Source organism: Methylobacterium oxalidis, from assembly GCF_007992195.1.
In the GTDB taxonomy this organism is placed as follows: Bacteria; Pseudomonadota; Alphaproteobacteria; order Rhizobiales; family Beijerinckiaceae; genus Methylobacterium; species Methylobacterium oxalidis.
In genome coordinates, this window is record NZ_BJZU01000096.1 from 21852 (window position 1) to 40425 (window position 18574).

Sequence of the window (18574 nt, forward strand, 5' to 3'; positions counted from 1 at the left end):
GTCCGGCGCTTGCCTTGACCGAACCGCGTTCGAGCGCCACCTCGAAGAGACGAGCCAAGGGACGTCACACGTGAGCGACATCACCCTCGCCGACGAGACCCTGCCTGCCGGGACCGAGCCGCGCGCGCTCAGCGACGAGGATCTCGCGGCCCTGCGCCGGGCCGTGCGCGCCCTGGAGCGGCCGGGCCTCGCCGCCCGCCTCTCGGCCGCCGCCGGCGCGCCCCTCGACATCATCGGCCGCTCGCTGCCGGCGCCCGTCACCGACGCCGTGGCGCGCTCGACCGAATCGGCGATGCGCGGCGCTCTGCGCGTCGCCCTCGCCACGCTGCCGAAGAAGGCCGTCACCTCGGAAGGCCGGGAGGTCGCCCCCGCGGCGCTGCCGCGCGAGGGCCTGATGGCGCGCCTCCTCGGCTCCAGCGAGACCACCCACAAGGCGCTCGCGGCCGTTTCCGGCGCGGTCGGCGGCGCCTTCGGCCTCGCGACGCTTGCCGTCGAGCTGCCGCTCTCCACCACCCTGATGCTGCGCTCCATCGCCGAGATCGCCCGGGAGGAGGGGGAGGACGTCGAGACGCCGGAGGGCGCGCTCGCCTGCGTGCAGGTCTTCGCGCTGGGCGGGCGCGGCGGCGAGACGGGGCTTGCCGAGAGCGGCTACTTCGCGGTGCGCGCCGCGCTCGCCAAGACGCTCAGCGAGGCCGCCCGCTACGCCGGCAGCCGCGCCCTCGTCGACGAGACGGCGCCCGCCCTGATCCGCTTCTCCGCGCAGATCGCGGCCCGCTTCGGCGTCGTCGTCTCGCAGAAGGTCGCCGCGCAGGCCGTGCCGGTTCTCGGCGCGGTCGGCGGTGCGGCCGTCAACACCGCCTTCATGGATCATTTTCAGTCGACGGCGCGGGCACACTTCACGATCCGGCGACTGGAGCGGACCTACGACAAGGCGACGGTGCGCGCCGCCTACGAGGTCGAGAAGGCCGCGCTCGGCGAGGCCTGAGGCGAGCGCGGCACGGAGATCCGGCAGGGCCGCTTGAAATCAGCGGCTCGAGGCCGAACTGCTTTGCCGGCACGATGTCCGGCTCGGCGGGGAGGCTGTCCTGATCGGCAACATGGAGATGATCGGGCGCCTCGCGCTCGCGGCAGCCCTCGGCAGCGTCATCGGCCTGGAGCGGGAACGGCTGCTCTGGGCCGCGGGCCTGCGGACGCACATGCTGGTCTGCGTCGGCGCCTGCCTGTTCATGCTGGTCTCGGCCTTCGGCTTCGGCGACATCCTCGGCCACGACAGGGTGGTGCTCGATCCGTCCCGCGTCGCCGCGCAGGTCGTCTCCGGCATCGGCTTTCTCGGCGCTGGGACGATCCTCCTGCGCGGCGAGGTGGTCCGCGGCCTGACCACGGCGGCGAGCCTGTGGGCCGTCGCGGCGATCGGGCTTGCCGCGGGCGGCGGGCTCTACGTTGCTGCGCTCACGGCCACGGGCCTCGTGTTCGGCATCCTTGCCGGCATGAAGCCCATCGAGGAGCGCTGGCGCGACCGCTCGCAGAGCCGCGCGCTCCGGATCGTCGCGCGGGCCGGATGCCTCACCCTCGATACGGTCCAGGCGGTCAGCGGCCAGCCGCTGTCGCGCATCAAGCGGTTCGTGGTGCAGCCGGGCGCGGTCGAGAACAGCGAGGAGGTGCGCATCGCCTTCGCGCGGTTGTCGTCCGAGCACCTCGCCGAGATCGCCCGGCGCCTGCGCGAGCAGCCGGACGTCACGAGCGTCGAGATCGAGGATCGGTAGAAGGCGCGCTCCTAAGCGGCGGTCTTGCCGCCGTTGTCGAGGAAGAGGCGGTAGGCCGGGTTGTCGGTCTCGTCGGTGCAGGGATAGCCGAGCTCGTCCACCGCCTTCTGGAAGCGGGCGCGCTCGGATTCCGGCACCGCGATCCCGGCGAGCACCCGTCCGTAATCGGCGCCGTGGTTCCGGTAATGGAACAGGGTGATGTTGAAGCCCGCGCCGAGCCCGTCGAGAAAGCGCAGGAGGGCGCCCGGCCGCTCGGGGAACTGGAAGCGGTAGAGGCGCTCGTCCTTCAGGCCGGTGGCGCGGCCGCCGACCATGTAGCGGATGTGGACCTTGGCCATCTCGTTGTCGCTCATGTCGAGGACGGCGTACCCCGCCTCCCGCAGCGAAGCGATCAGCGCCCGCTTCTCGGGCAGGCCGCCCGCGAGGTTCACGCCGACGAAGATCTGCGCGTCCGCGTCCTTCGCGTAGCGGTAGTTGAACTCGGTGATGGCGCGGGGCCCGAGCGTGCCGATGAAGGCGCGGTAGGCGCCGGCGCGCTCGGGGATCGTGACGCCGAGGAGAACCTCGCGCTGCTCGCCGATCTCGGCCCGCTCGGCGATGTGGCGGAGGCGGTCGAAGTTCAGGTTCGCGCCGCTGGAGATGGCGATGAGCGTGCCGGTCCCGCCCTCGCGCTCGGCGTAGAGCTTGGCACCCGCGAGCGCCAGCGCGCCCGAGGGCTCGGAGATGGCGCGGGTGTCGTCGAACACGTCCTTGACCGCCGCGCACATTGCGTCGGTGTCCACGGTGATGACCTCGTCGAGGCTCTCGCGGCAGAGGCGGAAGGTCTCCTCGCCGGCCCGGCGCACGGCGACACCGTCCGCGAACAGGCCGACGCTATTGAGCGTCGTCGGCTCGCCGCTGGCGAGCGCCGCCGCCATGCAGGCGGCGTCGTCCGGCTCGACGCCGATCACCTTGGTCTCGGGGCGCAGGTACTTGACGAACGTCGCCACGCCCGCGGCGAGGCCGCCGCCGCCGACGGGCACGAAGATCGCCTCGATCGGCCCGTTGTGCTGGTGCAGGATCTCCATGCCGATCGTGCCCTGGCCGGCGATCACGTCCGGATCGTCGAACGGGTGCAGGAAGGTCAGGCCCTCCTCGGCCTCGCGGCGGCGCGCCTCGCCGAGCGCTTCGTCGAAGGTGTCGCCGTGCAGCACCACCTCGGCGCCGCGGGCCCGGCAGGCATCGACCTTGATGGCCGGCGTGGTGCGCGGCATCACGATGACCGCCCGGACGTTGAGCTTGGCCGCCGAGAGCGCCACGCCCTGCGCGTGGTTGCCGGCCGAGGCGCAGATGACGCCGCGGGCGAGTTGCTCGGGCTCGAGTCCCGACATCTTGTTGTAGGCGCCGCGCAGCTTGAATGAGAAGACGGGCTGCAGGTCCTCGCGCTTGAGGAGGATCGGCCGGCCGAGGCGGGCGGTCAGCCGCGGCATCGGGTCGAGGGGGCTCTCGATCGCCACGTCGTAGACGCGGGCGGTGAGGATCTTGCGGATGTAGTCGGTCACGGGCGCCGATCTTCGTCTCGATGTCGGGTGTCTGGCCCGGAGATAGACCTTCGCGGCCCGAGATGCGAGCGCGGGGGCGGTTCCGGTCCGACTCAGGCGCCGGGGAGCCGACCTACCCCGCACGCTCGATCAGCGCCGCGACCCAGACGAGCGCCGCGATGGCCTGGGCCAGGAAGGTGCCGGCGGAGGCGAGATCCTTGACGACCCCGATCCTCGGGTGGCGGTCGGGATGGAGATGGTCGCAGAGCTTCTCGATCGCCGTGTTCAGGAACTCGGCCGCCAGCATCAGGAGGAGGCTCGCGACGAGCGCCACACGCACCCAGAGCGTCGCCCCGAGGACGAGGGCGACGGGCACGCCGAGGACGAGGAGCAGCAGTTCCTGGCGCACGGCGCGCTCGGTGCGGGCGCCGTGCACGAGGCCGCGCCAGGAATTCAGGAAGGCGAGGACGAGGGCCTGCATGGCTTCAGGATCGCGGGGTCGGTTCGGGGGGCGCCGCGCGGGCAATCCAGCGGGCGAGGACCGGCCCGGTGATCAGCACCACGAACAGCCGGAGGGTCTGCACGGCGAGGACGAACGAGACGTCCGCCTTCGACCCGACCGCGATGATGGCGACCGAGTCGAGGCCGCCGGGGCTCGTGGCGAGGAAGGCGGTGAGAAAGTCGATCGGCAGGATCCGGGTCAGGCCGAAGGCCCAGGCCGCGCAGAGCGCGATGACCGCGAGGGTCGCGGCGGCGATGCCGGGGAAGGCGTGCAGGGTCTCGCGCAGCGTCTCGCGGGTGAAGCGCAGGCCCACGTACCAGCCGATCACCGCGTAGGCCCCGTCGAGGAGCCAGGCCGGCAGGCTGATGCTCGCGACGCCCGTGGCGTGGAGCGCCGAGCCGAGCAGCATCGGCCCGACGAGGGCGCCCGCCGGCAGGCGCAGCGCCAGCGCCACGCCCGCGCCGAGAGCCGCGATGGCGAGCGTCGCCAGCACCGAGAGCGCGCTCACGCCCTGGGGCGCGGCCTGCCCGGCGCCGGCCGGCATATCCGCGTCCGTGAGCAGGCGGGCGACGAGGGAGGCCGAGAGCACCACGGCGGCCACCCGCACGTACTGCATGAAGGCGACGAGGCGCGGGTCCGAGCCGTATTCCTCCGCCATCGCCACCATGGCGGCGGCGCCGCCCGGCGAGGAGCCCCAGGCCGCCGTGGTGCCGGGCAGGACGCGCAGCCGCGTCAGCACGACGCCGACCACCGCGCCCGCGGCCACCGTCACCAGCACGACGAGGAGGATGATCAGGCCGTCGTCGAGGAGCGTGCCCGTTATCTCGGCGGTGACCGCGTGGGCGACGAGGCAGCCGATCAGCGCCTGCGCCGCCTGGAACGGCGCCTTCGGCAGCGCGAGGCCGGCGCCGCGGACGCCGAAGGCGATGGCGGCCAGCATCGGCCCGAGCAGGAGGGCCGCCGGGAAGCGGGCGAGCGTGAGCGCGTAGGCGAGGAGGCCGGAGGCGGCGAGCAGGAGCGCCCAGAGGCCGAGCGCGCGGCCGGGGGAGGGGTGTGCGGACAAGGCGGGGCTACGATTCCAGGGAGCCCGCGCACCGCGCGGACCGAGGCGGGGCGCTACACCGGAACGGCTGGCCTGTCACGGTGCGCCGCCGCCGGACAGAGCCTCAGTGTCCTTCATCCGCGTTCCTCAGATGCCCAACGACGTTCGCGAAGACGGCCAATGCCATCGGTCCCGGGACAGCGCGCCGGACCTTCCCGGGTCGTATGACGGATTCTTCCATCGTCCGACGATACTCGAGGGGCTCGGACATCGCGTGCGCATCGGGCGAGGGATCAGCATTCTCCGGACAGGTCGCATCCCTCACACTGTCCCTCTCCGGAACGGGAGAGGGGACCAGCGCTCACTTTTTTCGGGTCGAGCCAGCAAGCGCCGGTATCCCACCTCTCCCGTTCGGGAGAGGTCGAGTCGGCGCAAGCCGACCGGGTGAGGGGTGCGCGTTATCCGGAAAACGCGCGCCCCTCACCCCCGCGCTCTCCAAAATGGCAGCGGGGACCCGAGCTCGGCAGGCCGGGGGCGCGCCTGACCCGAACCGTTCCACAGGGCCGGAAGCCGTCGCAGGTCGCGCGCCCTTCATCCGCCGCCACCTGCCGCCATCCCCGCCTCGTCGTCGCGGCAGGCGGCCGTGCTCGTCGGCGCGTGGGCCCGGAAGAAGGCGGCCAGATGGGCGAGGCCGGCCGCGCGGGGATCGCTGGAGCGCCACGCCAGCGCGATGGTCCGGCCCGGCCCGTCCGCGTCGAAGCCCCGCGTCACCACGAGCCCGCTCGGGTCGGGGCCCGCCGGCACGGCGAGCGCCGGCAGCAGCGTGTAGCCGGCGCCCGCCGCCACCATGGAGCGCAGGGTCTCGAGACTCATGGCGTGGCGGCCGGTGCTGCTGCCCGCGCCGCAGGCCGCCACGGTCTGGTCGCGCAGGCAGTTGCCCTCGTCGAGGAGGAGGAGGTCCGGCCCCGCGATGTTGGTGGCCCGCAGCGCCCCGCCCTGGGCGAGCGCGTGGTCGGCCGGGCAGGCGAGCCAGAACGGCTCCACGAAGAGCGGCGAGACGGTGAGCCCCGCCGAGGCGAGGGGCAGGGAGACGAGGGCCGCGTCGATGCGCCCGTCGCGCAGGCTCTCCAGGATCTCAGCGGTGCGAGCCTCGCTGAGAGCGAGGGAGAGGAGCGGGAATTCCTGGCGCAGCGCGCGCAGGATGAGGGGGAAGAAGTAGGGGCCGAGCGTCTGGATCGCGGCGAGAACGAGGCGGCCGGTGAGCGGCGCGCCGCGCCCCTCGCTCGCCAGCGTCAGCAGGCGCTGCGCCTCGGCGAGCACGGCCCGGGCCTGCCGGACGATGGCCTGGCCCGCCGGCGTCTGCAGCACGCGGCGGTTCGAGCGCTCGAACAGGGCGAGACCCAGGGCCTCCTCCAGCTTGCGCACCTGCACGCTCAGCGTGGGCTGGCTGACGTTGCAGCGCTCGGCCGCCCGGCCGAAGTGGCCCTCGTCGGCGATGGCCACCACGTATTCGAGGTCGCGAAGGGAGAGACCGGCCACATTCATAGACTGGATCTATCACAGTGTTTGTGACGATGCATTTGCCAATGGGTCACGCGGCGGTCATAACGGCTCTCCAGAACGGTTCCAGCTTGCCCGCGCCACCCCTGGCGCCCGGCACCTCGGATTACCCCATCGCGAGAGGCGCGACGCATGAGCGACCAACGTCCCATTCTGACGACCCGCCAGGGCCACCCGGTCCGCGACAACCAGAGCCTGCGCACGGTCGGCGAGCGGGGCCCGGCGACCCTCGAGAACTACCAGTTCATCGAGAAGATCACGCATTTCGACCGCGAGCGTATCCCCGAGCGCGTCGTGCACGCCCGCGGCGCCGGCGCCCACGGCTACTTCGAGGCCTACGGCAAGATCGGCGACGAGCCGGCCTCCAAGTACACCCGCGCCCGCGTGCTGAACGAGACCGGCGTGAAGACGCCGATGTTCGTGCGCTTCTCCACCGTGGCCGGCGCCAAGGAGAGCCCGGAGACCGAGCGCGACCCGCGCGGATTCGCGGTGAAGTTCAAGACCGTCGACGGAAACTGGGACCTCGTGGGCAACAACCTCAAGGTCTTCTTCATCCGCGACGCGATCAAGTTCCCCGACATGATCCACGCGTTCAAGCCGGACCCGGTGACGAACCGCCAGGAGGCTTGGCGCTTCTTCGACTTCGTGGCCCAGCACCCCGAGGCGATCCACATGGTGACGTGGCTGAAGTCGCCCTGGGGCATCCCCGCGAACTACCGCGAGATGGAGGGCTCGGGCGTCAACACCTACAAGCTGGTGAACGACCAGGGTGTGGCGCACCTGTGCAAGTTCCACTGGATCCCGAAGCAGGGCGTGCGCAACCTGACCTCGGCCCAGGCGTCCGAGATCCAGGCCAAGGACGTCGGCCACGCGACCCGTGACCTCTACGACAACATCAGCGCCGGCAATTTCCCCGAGTGGGAGTTCGCGGTTCAGATCATGCCGGACGGCCCGAACGACCACCTCTCGTTCGATCCGCTGGACGACACGAAGCGCTGGCCCGAGGACCAGTTCCCGCTCCTGAAGTGCGGACGCATGGTGCTCGACCGGGTGCCGGACAACTTCTTCGCCGAGGTCGAGCAGTCGGCTTTCGGCACCGGCGTGCTCGTCGACGGCATCGACTTCTCGGACGACAAGATGCTGCAGGGCCGGACCCTGTCGTACTCGGACACGCAGCGCTACCGCGTCGGCCCGAACTACCTGCAGTTGCCGATCAACGCGCCGCAGCCCGGCGTGAAGGTCTACTCGAACCAGCGCGACGGCCAGATGACCTACGGCGTCGACGGCACCGGCCCGAACCGGCACATCAACTACGAGCCCTCGACCCTGGCCGAGGGCCTGCGTGAGGCTCCGAAGACGACCGAGTACCACCAGCCGGTGGAGGGCAAGCTCGGCCGCTTCCAGACGAGCCGCACCGAGGACGATTACACCCAGGCCGGCAACCGCTACCGCTCCTTCGAGGACTGGGAGCGCGAGGACCTGATCGCGAACCTCGTGGGCGACATGAAGCAGTGCCCCGAGCCGATCCAGCTCCGGATGGTCTGGCACTTCTGGCACGCGGACGAGGATTACGGCCGCCGCGTCGCCGAGGGCGCCGGGATCGACCTGGAGAAGGCCAAGGCCCTGCCGCCGCTGCCGGGCCGCGCCGCCCCGCACAAGCGCCTTGAGGCGGAGACCTACACGGACGGCACGCGGGCCCACAAGGTCGCGGCCGAGTAAGCTTCGATCGATCGTCGAACCCCGCCCCGCCCGGTCTCCCGATCGGGCGGGGTTTTCGTTTGAGGGTCCGGCACGCACATCTCTCCCGAGGGTCCCGCCGGGGCCGGCATCGATCCGGGAGACGATCCATGGGCCAGATTCTCAGGGCCGGGGAGGGCGCCCACGTGCGCATCAACGGCATGGAGATCACCTATCTGGCGCGCAGCGCCTCGACGCACGACGCGATGGGCATCTACGGGGTCGTGCTGGCACCCCGCTCGCCGGGGGCGGGCCTACACCGGCACGCTCGGCTCACCGAGACGTTCGAGGTGCACGAGGGCACGCTCGCCATGCGCATCGAGGGGCGCGACCTCGACCTCGGGCCGGGCGACTTCGTCCTGATCCCGCCCGGCCAGCCGCACGCCTTCGCCAACCGCGGCACGGTGCCGGTGCGGTTCACGCTGAGCTTCACGCCTGCTCTGGAGCGGGAGGGCTTCTTCGAGGGCCTCGCCAAGCTCGCGGCCGAGAACCGCCTGTCGGACGATGCGGCGCTGGAGCGGCTGATGCGGCACTACGACCAGGAGCCGCTGGAGGGCTTCGGCGGCTGGCGCGAGGTGGAGTGATCCTCGGTGCGCCTCAGGCCGAGGCCGAGATCGTGCGGTCCCGGCCCGCGCGCAGGCCGCACAGGGCCGCGCCGAGGGCGAAGGTGCAGAACAGCAGGGCCGACCAGTTCCAGCCGCCGGCCTCGTGGGCGAGGCCGAATCCGAGGGGACCGAGCGCCGCGATGCTGTAGCCGACGCCCTGCGCGAGCGCGGAGAGCGCCGCGGCGCTGATCGAATCGCGGGCGCGCAGCACGATCATGGTGAGGCCGAGGCCGAACATGCCGCCGAGGCCGAAGCCGAGACCGACCGCGAGCGGCGCGACGACGCCGAGCGGCGCGAACAGGAGGCCGAGGAAGGCGATCACCGTGAGCGCCACGAGACCGACCGCGTGGGCGCGCTGGTCCCGAGCCCGCGCCGCGAGCGTCGGGACGAGAAGGGCGCTCGGGGCTTGGCCGAGGCTCATCAGCGAGGCGATGAAGCCGGCATCCACGGCGTCGAGCCCGCGGGAGCGCAGCACGCTCGGCAGCCACGCGAAGGTGATGTAGGCGAGCGAGGACTGCAGGCCCATGAAGCCCGTGACCTGCCAGGCGAGGCGGTGCCGGCCGATCCCCGCGATGCCCGAACCGACGCCCGGGGCAGCGGGGAAGTGCGGGCGGGCCAGCGCCAGGGGCGCCCAGGCGAGGCTCGCAACGGCCGCCGGAACGGACCACGCGGCGAGCGCCGCGGCCCAGCCGCCGGGCAGCGCGTCGAGGAGCGGCACGGTCAGCCCGGCACCGGCGGCCGCGCCGAGGCAGAGCGTCATCGTGTAGAGGCCCGTCACCAGCCCGACATGACCGGGGAAGTCGCGCTTGACGAGGCCGGGCAGCAGCCCGCCCGCGAGCCCGATTCCCGCGGCGGAGACGCAGGCGCCGAGGAAGAGCGGGACGAGGCCGCCGAGCGCGCGCAACCCGAGGCCCAGCGCGACGACGGCGATGGCGAGGAGGACGCCGCGATCCGGCCCGAGCCTCCGGCTGATCGCGGGCCCGACGCCGCTGCCGAGCCCGAGGAACAGGACGGGCAGGGTGGTGAGGATCGCGGCGCCAGCCGCGCCGAGGCCGGTCTCGGCCCGGATCTCGGTGAGCAGCGGGCCGACGGTGGTGAGCGCCGGGCGCAGGTTGAACGCGACGAGCAGCAGACCGACCCCGAGGAGGAGGATCGGCGGCCGGACCGGAGGCGCGCTCACGCCCGGCGGCGCGCGGCGAGCGCGCACAGGAGCGCGCCGGCGAGCATCAGGGCGAAGGGAGCGTCGCCGAGCCGGGCGTAGAGGGTGCGGCCGGGAACCGGCGCAGGAAGGTCCGCGTCGAGGATGTCCTCGCGGTCGAGCGGCAGGCTCGCGGTGGTGCGGCCGTAGGCGTCGATGACGGCCGAGATGCCGGTGTTGGCGTCGCGCACCAGGGGCAATCCCTCTTCGACGGCGCGCAGCCGCGCCTGGGCGAGGTGCTGGCGCGGGCCCGGCGTGTCGCCGAACCAGGCGTCGTTGGTGACGTTCAGGATCAGGCCCGGTGCGGTCCCCGCGGCCCCGGTCGGGTCTGCGGGCACGATCGCGCCCGGGAAGATCGCCTCGTAGCAGATCGTGGCGGCGGCCGGCGGCAGGCCGGGGATGGTGAGGATGCGCTGGCCCGCCGCGCTGCCCGCCGAGAAGCCGCCCGGAATCGACACGAACTGGCGCAGGCCGAGCGCCCGCAGGGCCGCGTCGAGCGGGCCCGGCAGGTACTCGCCGAAGGGGACGAGATGAACCTTGTCGTAGGTGTCGGTGATGCGGCCGGGCGCCTCGATCGTCATGATGGCGTTGAAGAAGCGCAGGCGCTCGCCGGGCAGCGGCTCCTCGGCCCGGGCGGCGCCGGTGACGAGGCGCGCGCCCGGCGGCAGGCCGCCGCCGACCTTGGCCAGTGAGGCGGGGTCGCGCTGGATCAGGAACGGAAAGGCGGATTCCGGCCAGATGACGTGGGTCGGCGGCGCGCCGCCGGCCTCCGGCGGGCGCTGGCTCAGCTCCACGTAGCGGTCGACGATGTCCTCCCGGTTCTCGGGGCGGAACTTCGCGTCCTGGGGCAGGTTCGGCTGCACCAGCCGCAGGCGCACGCCCGCCACCGTCGCGGAGGCGCCCGGAGGCACGCGCTCGGCGCCCCAGAGGGCGAGCGCGGCGAGGGTGATGGCGGCCGCCGCGCTCGGGCCGTAGCGCCCGCGCGGATGCGTGCCGGTGGCCAGCGTCGCCGGGGCGGCGCAGATCAGGACGGCGAGGAGCGTCAGGCCGTAGAGCCCGATGAAGGCCGCCGCCTGCATCAGCCAGAGGTTCTGGCCGAGCGCCATCCCGAGCGTGTTCCAGGGGAAGCCGGTGAAGAGGTGGCCCCGCAGCCATTCGGCGCCGGCGAGGCCGAAGGCGAGGGCGGCGATCCGCCCGGCACCCCGCGACCAGGCGAGGCGGGCCGCCGCGAACCCGGCGCCGTAGAAGAGGGCGAGCACCGCGGGCAGGCCGACGACGCCGAGGGGCAGCGCCCAGGCGAACTCGTCGGCCTCCACGAGGAAGGCCGAGCCGAGCCACCACAATCCGGCCGTCAGGTAGCCGAAGCCCCAGGCCCAGCCGACGATGAAGCAGGCCGGAAGCGCCCGGACGAGGCCGGTCCGGCCTTCGGCGGCCCCGTCCGTCAGCCACACCGCGAGGGTCAGGGAGACGACGAGGGCGGGCAGCACACCGAAGGGCGGCATGGCGAGCGCGCCGAGCGCGCCTGCGAGGAACGCGGCGGCGAGCCGGCGCCAGCCCCGGGACAGGGCGAGCCGGCGGCTCGGCGCGGCGAAGGGGCCGCCCGCGTGGTCGCGCGCGGGCAGGTCCGCCCGGAGATACGCCTCGCCTGCGGTCACGTGCCGTGGGTCTCGACGCTCGGCGCGGGTTTGGGCGGCGGCAGGGCGAGGGGCACCACCGCCTCGATCTTGGCCGGCCCGCGCTGGAAGCGCAGGCGTTTCAGGCGGCGCGGGTCGGCGTCGAGCACCTCGAACTCGAGGTCGCCCGGCCCGGCGATCAGCTCGCCGCGGGAGGGCACCCGGCCGGCCAGCGTCACGATCATGCCGCCGATCGTGTCGATCTCCTCCGCCATCTCGCCGACGGCGGCGACGAGGTCGACGCCAGTCGCTTCCGAGACCTCGGCGAGGCCGGCGCGCGCGTCGGCCACGAACACCTCGGCCTCGCCGTCGAGGCGCTGCACGAGGCGGCCCTCCGTCACGTCGTGCTCGTCCTCGATGTCGCCGACGACCATCTCGATCAGGTCCTCGATCGAGATCAGGCCGTCCGTGCCGCCATACTCGTCGATGACGAGGGCCATGTGGGTGCGGGTCGCCTGCATCCGCACGAGCAGGTCGATGGCCGGCATGGAGGGGGGCACGAACAGGACCGGCCGCTGGATGCGCGTCGCCGCGAGGGTGGCGGAGAGGTCCACATGGGCGAGGTTGAGCGAGCGGAGCGATCGCGCGCCGTTGCCCCGGCGGGAACGGGCGGCGGGCTTCTCCTCGTCGCCCGCGACCTCTGGCGCGGCGGCAACGGCGGCGCGGCGCGCCCCGGCCTCGGCGCGGGCGGCGATGTGGTCGACGAAGTCGCGGATGTGGACCATGCCGCGGGGATCGTCGAGCGTCTCGCCGTAGACGGGCAGCCGCGAGTGGCCGGCGGTGCGGAACAGCTTGAGCAGGTCCCCGAGGCTGGTGTCGATCGAGACCGCGACGATGTCAGCCCGGGGGATCATCACGTCGTCGACCCGCACCTTGTGCAGGCCGAGCACGTTCTTGAGCATCGCCCGCTCCAGCGGCGAGAAGGCGTTCTCGCCGTTGTCGGGCTCGGAGAGGGCGCCCTCGATGTCGTCGCGCAGGGAGTCGCGCGGCTTCAGGTGGAGGGCCTGCAGCAGGCGGTCGTACCAGGGCTCGCGGGCACTGGCCTCACCGTCCGCGGAGGGGAGCGCGGCCTGGGCCGCGCCGCGACTTCGATCGTTCGTCATGTCTCTCGGGTCTGGGATGATCGCCGGGCGGACCGCTCAGTCGGCGTAGGGGTCGGGCACGCCGAGGGTGCGCAGGGCCGCCACTTCGAGGGCTTCCATCGCCTCGGCCTCGGCCTCGCCGGTCTCGTGATCCTGGCCGAGAAGATGGAGCGTGCCATGAACCAGCAGGTGGACCAGATGATCGGCGAGCGGCTTCGACTGCTCGGCACTCTCGCGCAGCATCGTGTCATACGCAAGGACGACGTCGCCGAGCGGCGCCGGCACACCGGCCGGGGCGGGCTGCGGCGTCGCCGGGAAGGACAGGACGTTGGTCGGCTTGTCCTTGCCGCGCCAGGTGCGATTGAGGTCCTGCACGGCCGCATCGTCGGTCAGAAGCACGCTGATCTCGACCGGGCCGCCCGGCGCCTCCGGCGCCGCCGCGAACCCCGCCTCGACGGCGCGAATCACCAGCGCCTCGAGATCGGGCGCGACGCCTTCCCAGCGCGGGTCCTCCACAGCGACGTCGATGTCGAGCGGCATGGTCAGGCGAGCGGCCGGCGGCGCGGATTGGGGTTGCGGTCGGCCTCCGCCTCGCCGTGGGCGGCGCGCTCGTAGGCCGTGACGATGCGGCGGACGAGGTCGTGGCGGACCACGTCCACGTCCTTGAAGGTGACGCGGCCGATTCCCTCGACGCCGTCGAGGATGCTCACCGCCTCGACGAGACCGGATCTCTGCCCCGGCGGCAGATCAATCTGGCTCGGATCACCGGTGACGATCATGCGCGAGTTCTCGCCGAGCCGGGTCAGGAACATTTTCATCTGCATCGAGGTCGTGTTCTGCGCCTCGTCGAGGAGCACCACAGCGTTCGTCAGGGTCCGCCCGCGCATGAAGGCCAGCGGCGCGATCTCGATCTGGCCGGTCTGCAGGCCGCGGTCGACGTGGCGCGCCTCCATGAAGTCGTAGAGGGCGTCGTAGATCGGGCGCAGGTACGGATCGACCTTCTCGCGCATGTCGCCGGGCAGGAACCCGAGCCGCTCGCCGGCCTCGACCGCGGGCCGCGACAGGATCAGGCGCTCGACGTGGCCCTGCTCCAGGAGCGAGACCGCGTAGCCCACCGCGAGCCACGTCTTGCCGGTGCCGGCGGGCCCCTCCGCGAAGACGAGTTCGTTGCCCCGCAAAGCCTTGATGTAGGCGTCCTGGGCGGCGTTGCGGGCGCGCACGGCCCCGCGGCGGCGGGTGGCGATCTGGTCGAATTGCGGCCGGTCGGCCTCCGCGGCGATCTCGGCCGAGGGGAAGAGGTTGCCCTGAACCGTCGTCTCTTGGATCGCGCCGTCGACGTCGCCGAGCGTGAGCGCGGTACCGGCACCCTGGACGCGGGCGTAGAGCCGCTCGAAGACGCGGCGGGCCTTCTCGGCGGCATCGGGCGCGCCCTTCACCACGAGATGGTTGCCGAGCGCCGTCGCCGTCACCCCGAGGCGGCGCTCGATGTGGGCGACGTTCTGGTCGTACTGGCCGAAGACGAGGCTCGCGAGGCGGTTGTCGTCGAAGGTGAGCGACACCTCGACCGTCTCCATGATCTCGCCGGGCCGGGAGGCGGGGCCGCGCCCGCGCAAGGCGCCCCCGCGGCCGGAGGCTCCGTCAACTGGGCTCACGCGGGTGTCCTTCTGATCGCGGGTCTCAAGCGGCGGCCTTCTCCGGCAGCCTCTCGCCGAACAGGCTGTTGGCGCCGGCCTCCACGATGCGAACGGGCAGGAGCGTGCCGATGCTCGCCTCCGGCGCGTCGACCTGCACGGCGAGCATGTGGGGCGTCTTGCCGGCGACCTGGCCCGGGTGCCGCCCGGCCTTCTCCACCAGGATCTCGGTGGCTTGGCCGACGGCCGCGTTCTGGTAGGCGTGGCGCTGCCGGTCGAGCAGCGTCTGCAGGGCGGCGAGGCGCTCGCTCTTGACCGCTTCGGGGATCGCGTCGGGGCGCTCTGCCGCCGGGGTGCCGGGGCGCGGGCTGTACTTGAACGAGAAGGCGCTCTCGAAGCCGATATCGGCCACGAGGCGCATGGTCTCCTCGAACTCCGCGTCGGTCTCGCCCGGGAAGCCGACGATGAAGTCCGACGAGAGGGCGATGTCCGGGCGGGCCGCCCGGATGCGGTCGATCAGGCGGCGGTAGGTGTCGCCGGTGTGGCGGCGGTTCATGGCGGCGAGCACGCGGTCCGAGCCCGACTGCACCGGAAGGTGGAGGTAGGGCATCAGGGCCGGGATCTCGGCGTGCGCCCGGATCAGGTCCTCGCCCATGTCGTTCGGGTGGCTCGTCGTGTAGCGGATCCGCGCGATGCCGGGGATGGCGGCCACCGCCCCCATCAGGTCGGCGAGCGTCGCCGGCTCCCCGTCCGCGCCCGCGCCGTGATAGGCGTTCACGTTCTGGCCGATCAGCGTGACCTCGCGCACTCCGCCCTCGGCGAGCGCCCGCGCCTCGGCGAGCACGGCGGCGACCGGGCGCGAGACCTCGGCGCCGCGGGTGTAGGGCACCACGCAGAAGGCGCAGAACTTGTCGCAGCCCTCCTGCACGGTCAGGAAGGCCGAGACGCCCTTGTTCCGGCGAGCGGGCAGGTGGTCGAACTTGTCCTCGACCGGGAACTCGGTGTCGACGACGCGCTTGGCCCGCGACTGCTCCAAGAGCTCCGGCAGCCGGTGATAGCCCTGCGGGCCGACCACCACGTCGACGGCGGGCGCCCGGGACAGGATCTCGGCACCCTCGGCCTGGGCGACGCAGCCCGCCACGACGATGCGGGTGTCGCGCCCCTCCGCCCTTCGCTCGCCCTTGAGCACGCGCAGGCGGCCGAGCTCCGAGTAGACCTTCTCGGCGGCCTTCTCGCGGATGTGGCAGGTGTTGAGGACGACGACATCGGCGTCCTCGACGGAATCCGTCGCCGCGTAGCCCTGCTGCCCGAGCACGTCCGCCATGCGGGCGGCGTCGTAGGCATTCATCTGGCATCCGTAGGATCGGACGAAGGCTTTCTTCAACGATTCGGGTCCCGGACGGCTGGCTCGCGGGCCCGTTCGCGCGTCGCGGGGCCCGGTCTCGATGATCGAGGGCGCGCGTCTACCACAGTTTTGGCCGGCCGTCGCGCGCCCGCGCGCTGGCGCCGCGCTTGCTAGGCGCCGGGGCCGGACCATCCGAGAACGCCGGCATGGACGCCGTTATGAGAGGACATCCGTGACCGAGCTCGAACGCGCAGTCGAGGAGATCTGCGAGGAAATGCGGCAGCGGCCGGACCGGGGGGAGGTCGCCACCTACATCCCGGAACTCGCCCGCGTCGACCCGCAGGCGTTCGGCCTCGTCGTCATCGACGCGGACGGCTCCGTGGCGGCCGGCGGGGACAGCGACGTCGCCTTCTCGATCCAGAGCATCTCGAAGGTGTTCACCCTGACGCTCGCCCTCGGCATGGTCGGCGACCGGCTGTGGCGGCGGGTCGGGCGCGAGCCCTCGGGCAGCCCGTTCAACTCGATCGTGCAACTCGAGCGCGAGCGCGGCATCCCGCGCAACCCCTTCATCAACGCCGGCGCCATCGCGGTGACGGACGTGATCCTGTCCGGTCACCAACCGCGCGAGGCACTCGGCGAGATCCTGCGCTTCATGCAGTTCGTGGCCGACGATCCCTCGATCGCGATCGACGAGCGCGTGGCGGCCTCCGAGCAGCGCACCGGCTTCCGAAACAGCGCGCTCGCCAATTACATGAAGTCCTTCGGCGTCATCGAGAACCCGGTCGACTTCACGCTCGGCGTCTACTTTCACCACTGCGCCATCGCGATGACCTGCCGGCAACTGGCGAAGGCCGGCCGCTTCCTCGCGCATTCCGGGCGCAACCCCGCGACAGGCCACTTCGTGGTGCAGCCCGAGCGCGCGCGCCGCATCAACGCGGTGATGCTGACCTGCGGCCACTATGACGGCTCGGGCGAGTTCGCCTACCGCGTGGGCCTGCCGGGCAAGAGCGGGGTGGGCGGCGGGATCCTGGCGATCGCGCCCGGCAAGGCGTCGATCGCCGTCTGGTCGCCGGGGCTGGACGAGGCCGGCAACTCCCATCTCGGACGCATCGCGCTGGAGGCGCTGACGAAGCGGATGGGCTGGTCGATCTTCGGGGTCTGAGCGGCGCCCGGAGCCTGACCTCGGTCAGGACTTGCGGTTGCGCTCGGCCTCCTGGATCGCCGCCTCGTGGTACCAGGCCCCGGCACCCGTTTCGACCACCGGGCAGGAACCCGCGGCGCTCTTAGCGAGGTCCCGGTGCCAGCCGGCGGCCACGCGGGGGCGGACGGGAAACTGGTAGATCTTGGCCGTCTCGCGACGGGAACGGGTTGTCATCGGACCGTGTCTCCCTCTGACGCGACAACTTCGAGGCTCGGCTCCGGTTCAAGATAGCGAGGCTGCACAGCGCATGCACGCTCTGCATCCAATAAAATCAGCCTATGCCGGTAATTTGCGCAGTCGTGTTATTGCCAATCCGCGCAGCATGCGCTCCTGGCGCATTTTTGACCTGCTTCGGATTCGGGCAGATGCGCTGCCCAACGGGTCGGCGCTTCTCCTGATCCGCCTCAATTTTCCGCGGCGGAGGCTTCGTTAACGCTCGGGCGGGCAGAAGCTCCGATCGGATTCGAGGTCATGCCCGCCCTGAGGTGGGCGTGAACAGGCATCTGGCATCAATCCTGCTAACGAGTGCCTCGGCCGGAGGCTGACGGACGTTCGTCAATTCGACGCAAGAAGCGACCGAGCACGCGACGAGAGATTTGAGATGACGAAGTACAAACTCGAATACATCTGGTTGGACGGCTACACGCCGGTGCCGAACCTGCGTGGCAAGACGCAGATCAAGGAGTTCGACAGCTTCCCGACGCTCGAGATGCTGCCGCTCTGGGGCTTCGACGGCAGCTCGACTAAGCAGGCCGAGGGCAGCTCGTCGGATTGCGTCCTCAAGCCCGTGCGCGTCTTTCCCGACCCGGCCCGCAAGAACGGCGTCTTGGTGCTCTGCGAGGTGATGATGCCGGACGGCACCACCCCGCACCCGTCGAACAAGCGCGCGACCATCCTCGACGACGAGGGCGCGTGGTTCGGGTTCGAGCAGGAGTACTTCTTCTACAAGAACGGCCGCCCGCTCGGCTTCCCCGAGAGCGGCTACCCGGCCCCGCAGGGCCCGTACTACACCGGCGTCGGCTACGCGAACGTCGGCAGCGTCGCCCGCCGGATCGTCGAGGAGCACCTCGACCTCTGTCTCGACGCCGGCATCAACCACGAGGGCATCAACGCCGAGGTGGCCAAGGGCCAGTGGGAGTTCCAGATCTTCGGCAAGGGCTCCCGGAAGGCCGCCGACGAGATGTGGATGGCGCGCTACCTCCTGCAGCGCCTGTGCGAGACGTACGAGATCGACGTCGAGTATCACTGCAAGCCGCTCGGCGACACCGACTGGAACGGGTCTGGCATGCACTGCAACTTCTCGACCGCCTACCTGCGGGAAGTCGGCGGCAAGGCTTATTTCGAAGCGCTGATGGCGGCCTTCGACCGGAACCTCGAGGACCACATCGCCGTCTACGGTCCGGACAACCACATGCGCCTGACCGGCAAGCACGAGACGGCGCCGTGGAACAAGTTCAGCTACGGCGTGGCCGATCGCGGCGCCTCGGTCCGCGTACCGCACAGCTTCGTCAAGAACGACTACAAGGGCTATCTCGAGGATCGCCGCCCGAACTCGATGGGCGACCCCTACCAGATCGCCTCGCAGGTCCTGAAGACGATCTCCGAGGTCCCGACCGAGGGCGCGAAGGCCGCGGCCTGACACCCGAATCCGGCGCGGACCGCCTCCGCGCCGGACTTCATAATGCTCGATCCGGCGGGCCGTCACCCAGGGTGAC

17 protein-coding genes are annotated in these 18574 nt (G+C 71.8%); 6 read left to right on the top strand and 11 right to left on the bottom strand.

Going from position 1 to position 18574, the window contains the following annotated elements; genetic code table 11:
* Window positions 1-70 precede the first annotated feature (70 nt).
* Complete coding sequence (locus MOX02_RS21095) at window positions 71-985, top strand: EcsC family protein (RefSeq protein ID WP_147027766.1); 915 nt, start codon at window positions 71-73, stop codon at window positions 983-985.
* Between the two features lie 100 nt (window positions 986-1085).
* Entirely contained in the window at window positions 1086-1763 is a 678-nt protein-coding gene (locus tag MOX02_RS21100; RefSeq protein WP_147027767.1) for an MgtC/SapB family protein, read from the top strand.
* A gap of 11 nt (window positions 1764-1774) precedes the next feature.
* Here the strand turns inward: MOX02_RS21100 and ilvA are convergent, their stop codons facing one another.
* The 4 genes from ilvA to MOX02_RS21120 all read right to left on the bottom strand — a co-directional run bounded on the left by ilvA (window position 1775) and on the right by MOX02_RS21120 (window position 6372).
* Window positions 1775-3304, bottom strand: a complete 1530-nt coding sequence (ilvA, locus tag MOX02_RS21105; RefSeq protein WP_238179063.1) for a threonine ammonia-lyase, biosynthetic — start codon at window positions 3302-3304, stop codon at window positions 1775-1777.
* 112 nt (window positions 3305-3416) lie between these two features.
* Window positions 3417-3764: a diacylglycerol kinase gene (locus MOX02_RS21110; protein ID WP_147027768.1), complete on the bottom strand. Its 348-nt coding sequence runs from the start codon at window positions 3762-3764 to the stop codon at window positions 3417-3419.
* 4 nt (window positions 3765-3768) lie between these two features.
* Window positions 3769-4848, bottom strand: coding sequence for an AbrB family transcriptional regulator (locus tag MOX02_RS21115; RefSeq protein WP_147027769.1), 1080 nt, complete (start codon window positions 4846-4848; stop codon window positions 3769-3771).
* Window positions 4849-5418: 570 nt separating this feature from the next.
* Window positions 5419-6372 (bottom strand): LysR substrate-binding domain-containing protein, encoded by a 954-nt coding sequence (locus tag MOX02_RS21120; protein WP_147027770.1) that lies wholly within the window; start codon window positions 6370-6372, stop codon window positions 5419-5421.
* Window positions 6373-6519: 147 nt separating this feature from the next.
* Between MOX02_RS21120 and MOX02_RS21125 the strand changes: the two genes are divergently transcribed.
* Window positions 6520-8106 (top strand): catalase, encoded by a 1587-nt coding sequence (locus tag MOX02_RS21125; protein ID WP_147027771.1) that lies wholly within the window; start codon window positions 6520-6522, stop codon window positions 8104-8106.
* Between the two features lie 128 nt (window positions 8107-8234).
* The gene (locus MOX02_RS21130) at window positions 8235-8708 is read left to right on the top strand and encodes a cupin domain-containing protein (RefSeq protein WP_147027772.1); all 474 of its coding nucleotides are present in this window, start codon (window positions 8235-8237) and stop codon (window positions 8706-8708) included.
* Window positions 8709-8721: 13 nt separating this feature from the next.
* Here MOX02_RS21130 and MOX02_RS21135 read toward each other — a convergent pair whose 3' ends face one another.
* From MOX02_RS21135 to miaB, 6 genes are read right to left on the bottom strand one after another with little or no spacing between them, the layout of a single operon-like run.
* On the bottom strand, window positions 8722-9909 hold the full coding sequence (locus MOX02_RS21135; RefSeq protein ID WP_147027773.1) for an MFS transporter: 1188 nt from the start codon (window positions 9907-9909) through the stop codon (window positions 8722-8724).
* Window positions 9906-11582, bottom strand: coding sequence for an apolipoprotein N-acyltransferase (gene lnt, locus MOX02_RS21140; protein WP_147027774.1), 1677 nt, complete (start codon window positions 11580-11582; stop codon window positions 9906-9908). The genes MOX02_RS21135 and lnt overlap by 4 nt, the downstream gene beginning before the upstream one ends.
* A complete protein-coding gene (locus MOX02_RS21145; RefSeq protein WP_147027775.1) occupies window positions 11579-12703 on the bottom strand; it encodes a hemolysin family protein in 1125 nt (374 codons plus the stop codon). The genes lnt and MOX02_RS21145 overlap by 4 nt, the downstream gene beginning before the upstream one ends.
* A 36-nt stretch (window positions 12704-12739) precedes the next feature.
* Window positions 12740-13222 carry an rRNA maturation RNase YbeY gene (gene ybeY / locus MOX02_RS21150; RefSeq protein WP_147027776.1) on the bottom strand — a complete coding sequence of 161 codons (483 nt, stop codon included), beginning with the start codon at window positions 13220-13222 and terminating at the stop codon, window positions 12740-12742.
* A gap of 2 nt (window positions 13223-13224) precedes the next feature.
* Window positions 13225-14334 (bottom strand): PhoH family protein, encoded by a 1110-nt coding sequence (locus MOX02_RS21155; RefSeq protein WP_147027777.1) that lies wholly within the window; start codon window positions 14332-14334, stop codon window positions 13225-13227.
* 25 nt (window positions 14335-14359) lie between these two features.
* A complete protein-coding gene (miaB, locus tag MOX02_RS21160; RefSeq protein ID WP_147027778.1) occupies window positions 14360-15697 on the bottom strand; it encodes a tRNA (N6-isopentenyl adenosine(37)-C2)-methylthiotransferase MiaB in 1338 nt (445 codons plus the stop codon).
* 193 nt (window positions 15698-15890) lie between these two features.
* Between miaB and MOX02_RS21165 the strand changes: the two genes are divergently transcribed.
* A complete protein-coding gene (locus tag MOX02_RS21165) occupies window positions 15891-16820 on the top strand; it encodes a glutaminase (protein ID WP_147027779.1) in 930 nt (309 codons plus the stop codon).
* A gap of 24 nt (window positions 16821-16844) precedes the next feature.
* On the opposite strand, the gene MOX02_RS21170 is transcribed toward MOX02_RS21165, so the two are convergent.
* Window positions 16845-17033 carry a DUF2735 domain-containing protein gene (locus MOX02_RS21170; RefSeq protein WP_147027780.1) on the bottom strand — a complete coding sequence of 63 codons (189 nt, stop codon included), beginning with the start codon at window positions 17031-17033 and terminating at the stop codon, window positions 16845-16847.
* Window positions 17034-17460: 427 nt separating this feature from the next.
* Here MOX02_RS21170 and MOX02_RS21175 point away from each other — a divergent pair, with 427 nt between their 5' ends.
* On the top strand, window positions 17461-18498 hold the full coding sequence (locus MOX02_RS21175) for a glutamine synthetase beta-grasp domain-containing protein (RefSeq protein ID WP_147027781.1): 1038 nt from the start codon (window positions 17461-17463) through the stop codon (window positions 18496-18498).
* The last annotated feature ends 76 nt before the right edge of the window (window positions 18499-18574 follow it).

Coding starts and splice junctions, on each gene's coding strand:
- MOX02_RS21130 (WP_147027772.1), top strand. CDS start 8,235: ATGGGCCAGATTCTCAGGGCCGGGGAGGGCGCCCACGTGCGCATCAAC.
- MOX02_RS21175 (WP_147027781.1), top strand. CDS start 17,461: ATGACGAAGTACAAACTCGAATACATCTGGTTGGACGGCTACACGCCG.
- MOX02_RS21145 (WP_147027775.1), bottom strand. CDS start 12,703: ATGACGAACGATCGAAGTCGCGGCGCGGCCCAGGCCGCGCTCCCCTCC.
- MOX02_RS21125 (WP_147027771.1), top strand. CDS start 6,520: ATGAGCGACCAACGTCCCATTCTGACGACCCGCCAGGGCCACCCGGTC.
- MOX02_RS21170 (WP_147027780.1), bottom strand. CDS start 17,033: ATGACAACCCGTTCCCGTCGCGAGACGGCCAAGATCTACCAGTTTCCC.
- ybeY (WP_147027776.1), bottom strand. CDS start 13,222: ATGCCGCTCGACATCGACGTCGCTGTGGAGGACCCGCGCTGGGAAGGC.
- MOX02_RS21120 (WP_147027770.1), bottom strand. CDS start 6,372: ATGAATGTGGCCGGTCTCTCCCTTCGCGACCTCGAATACGTGGTGGCC.
- MOX02_RS21110 (WP_147027768.1), bottom strand. CDS start 3,764: ATGCAGGCCCTCGTCCTCGCCTTCCTGAATTCCTGGCGCGGCCTCGTG.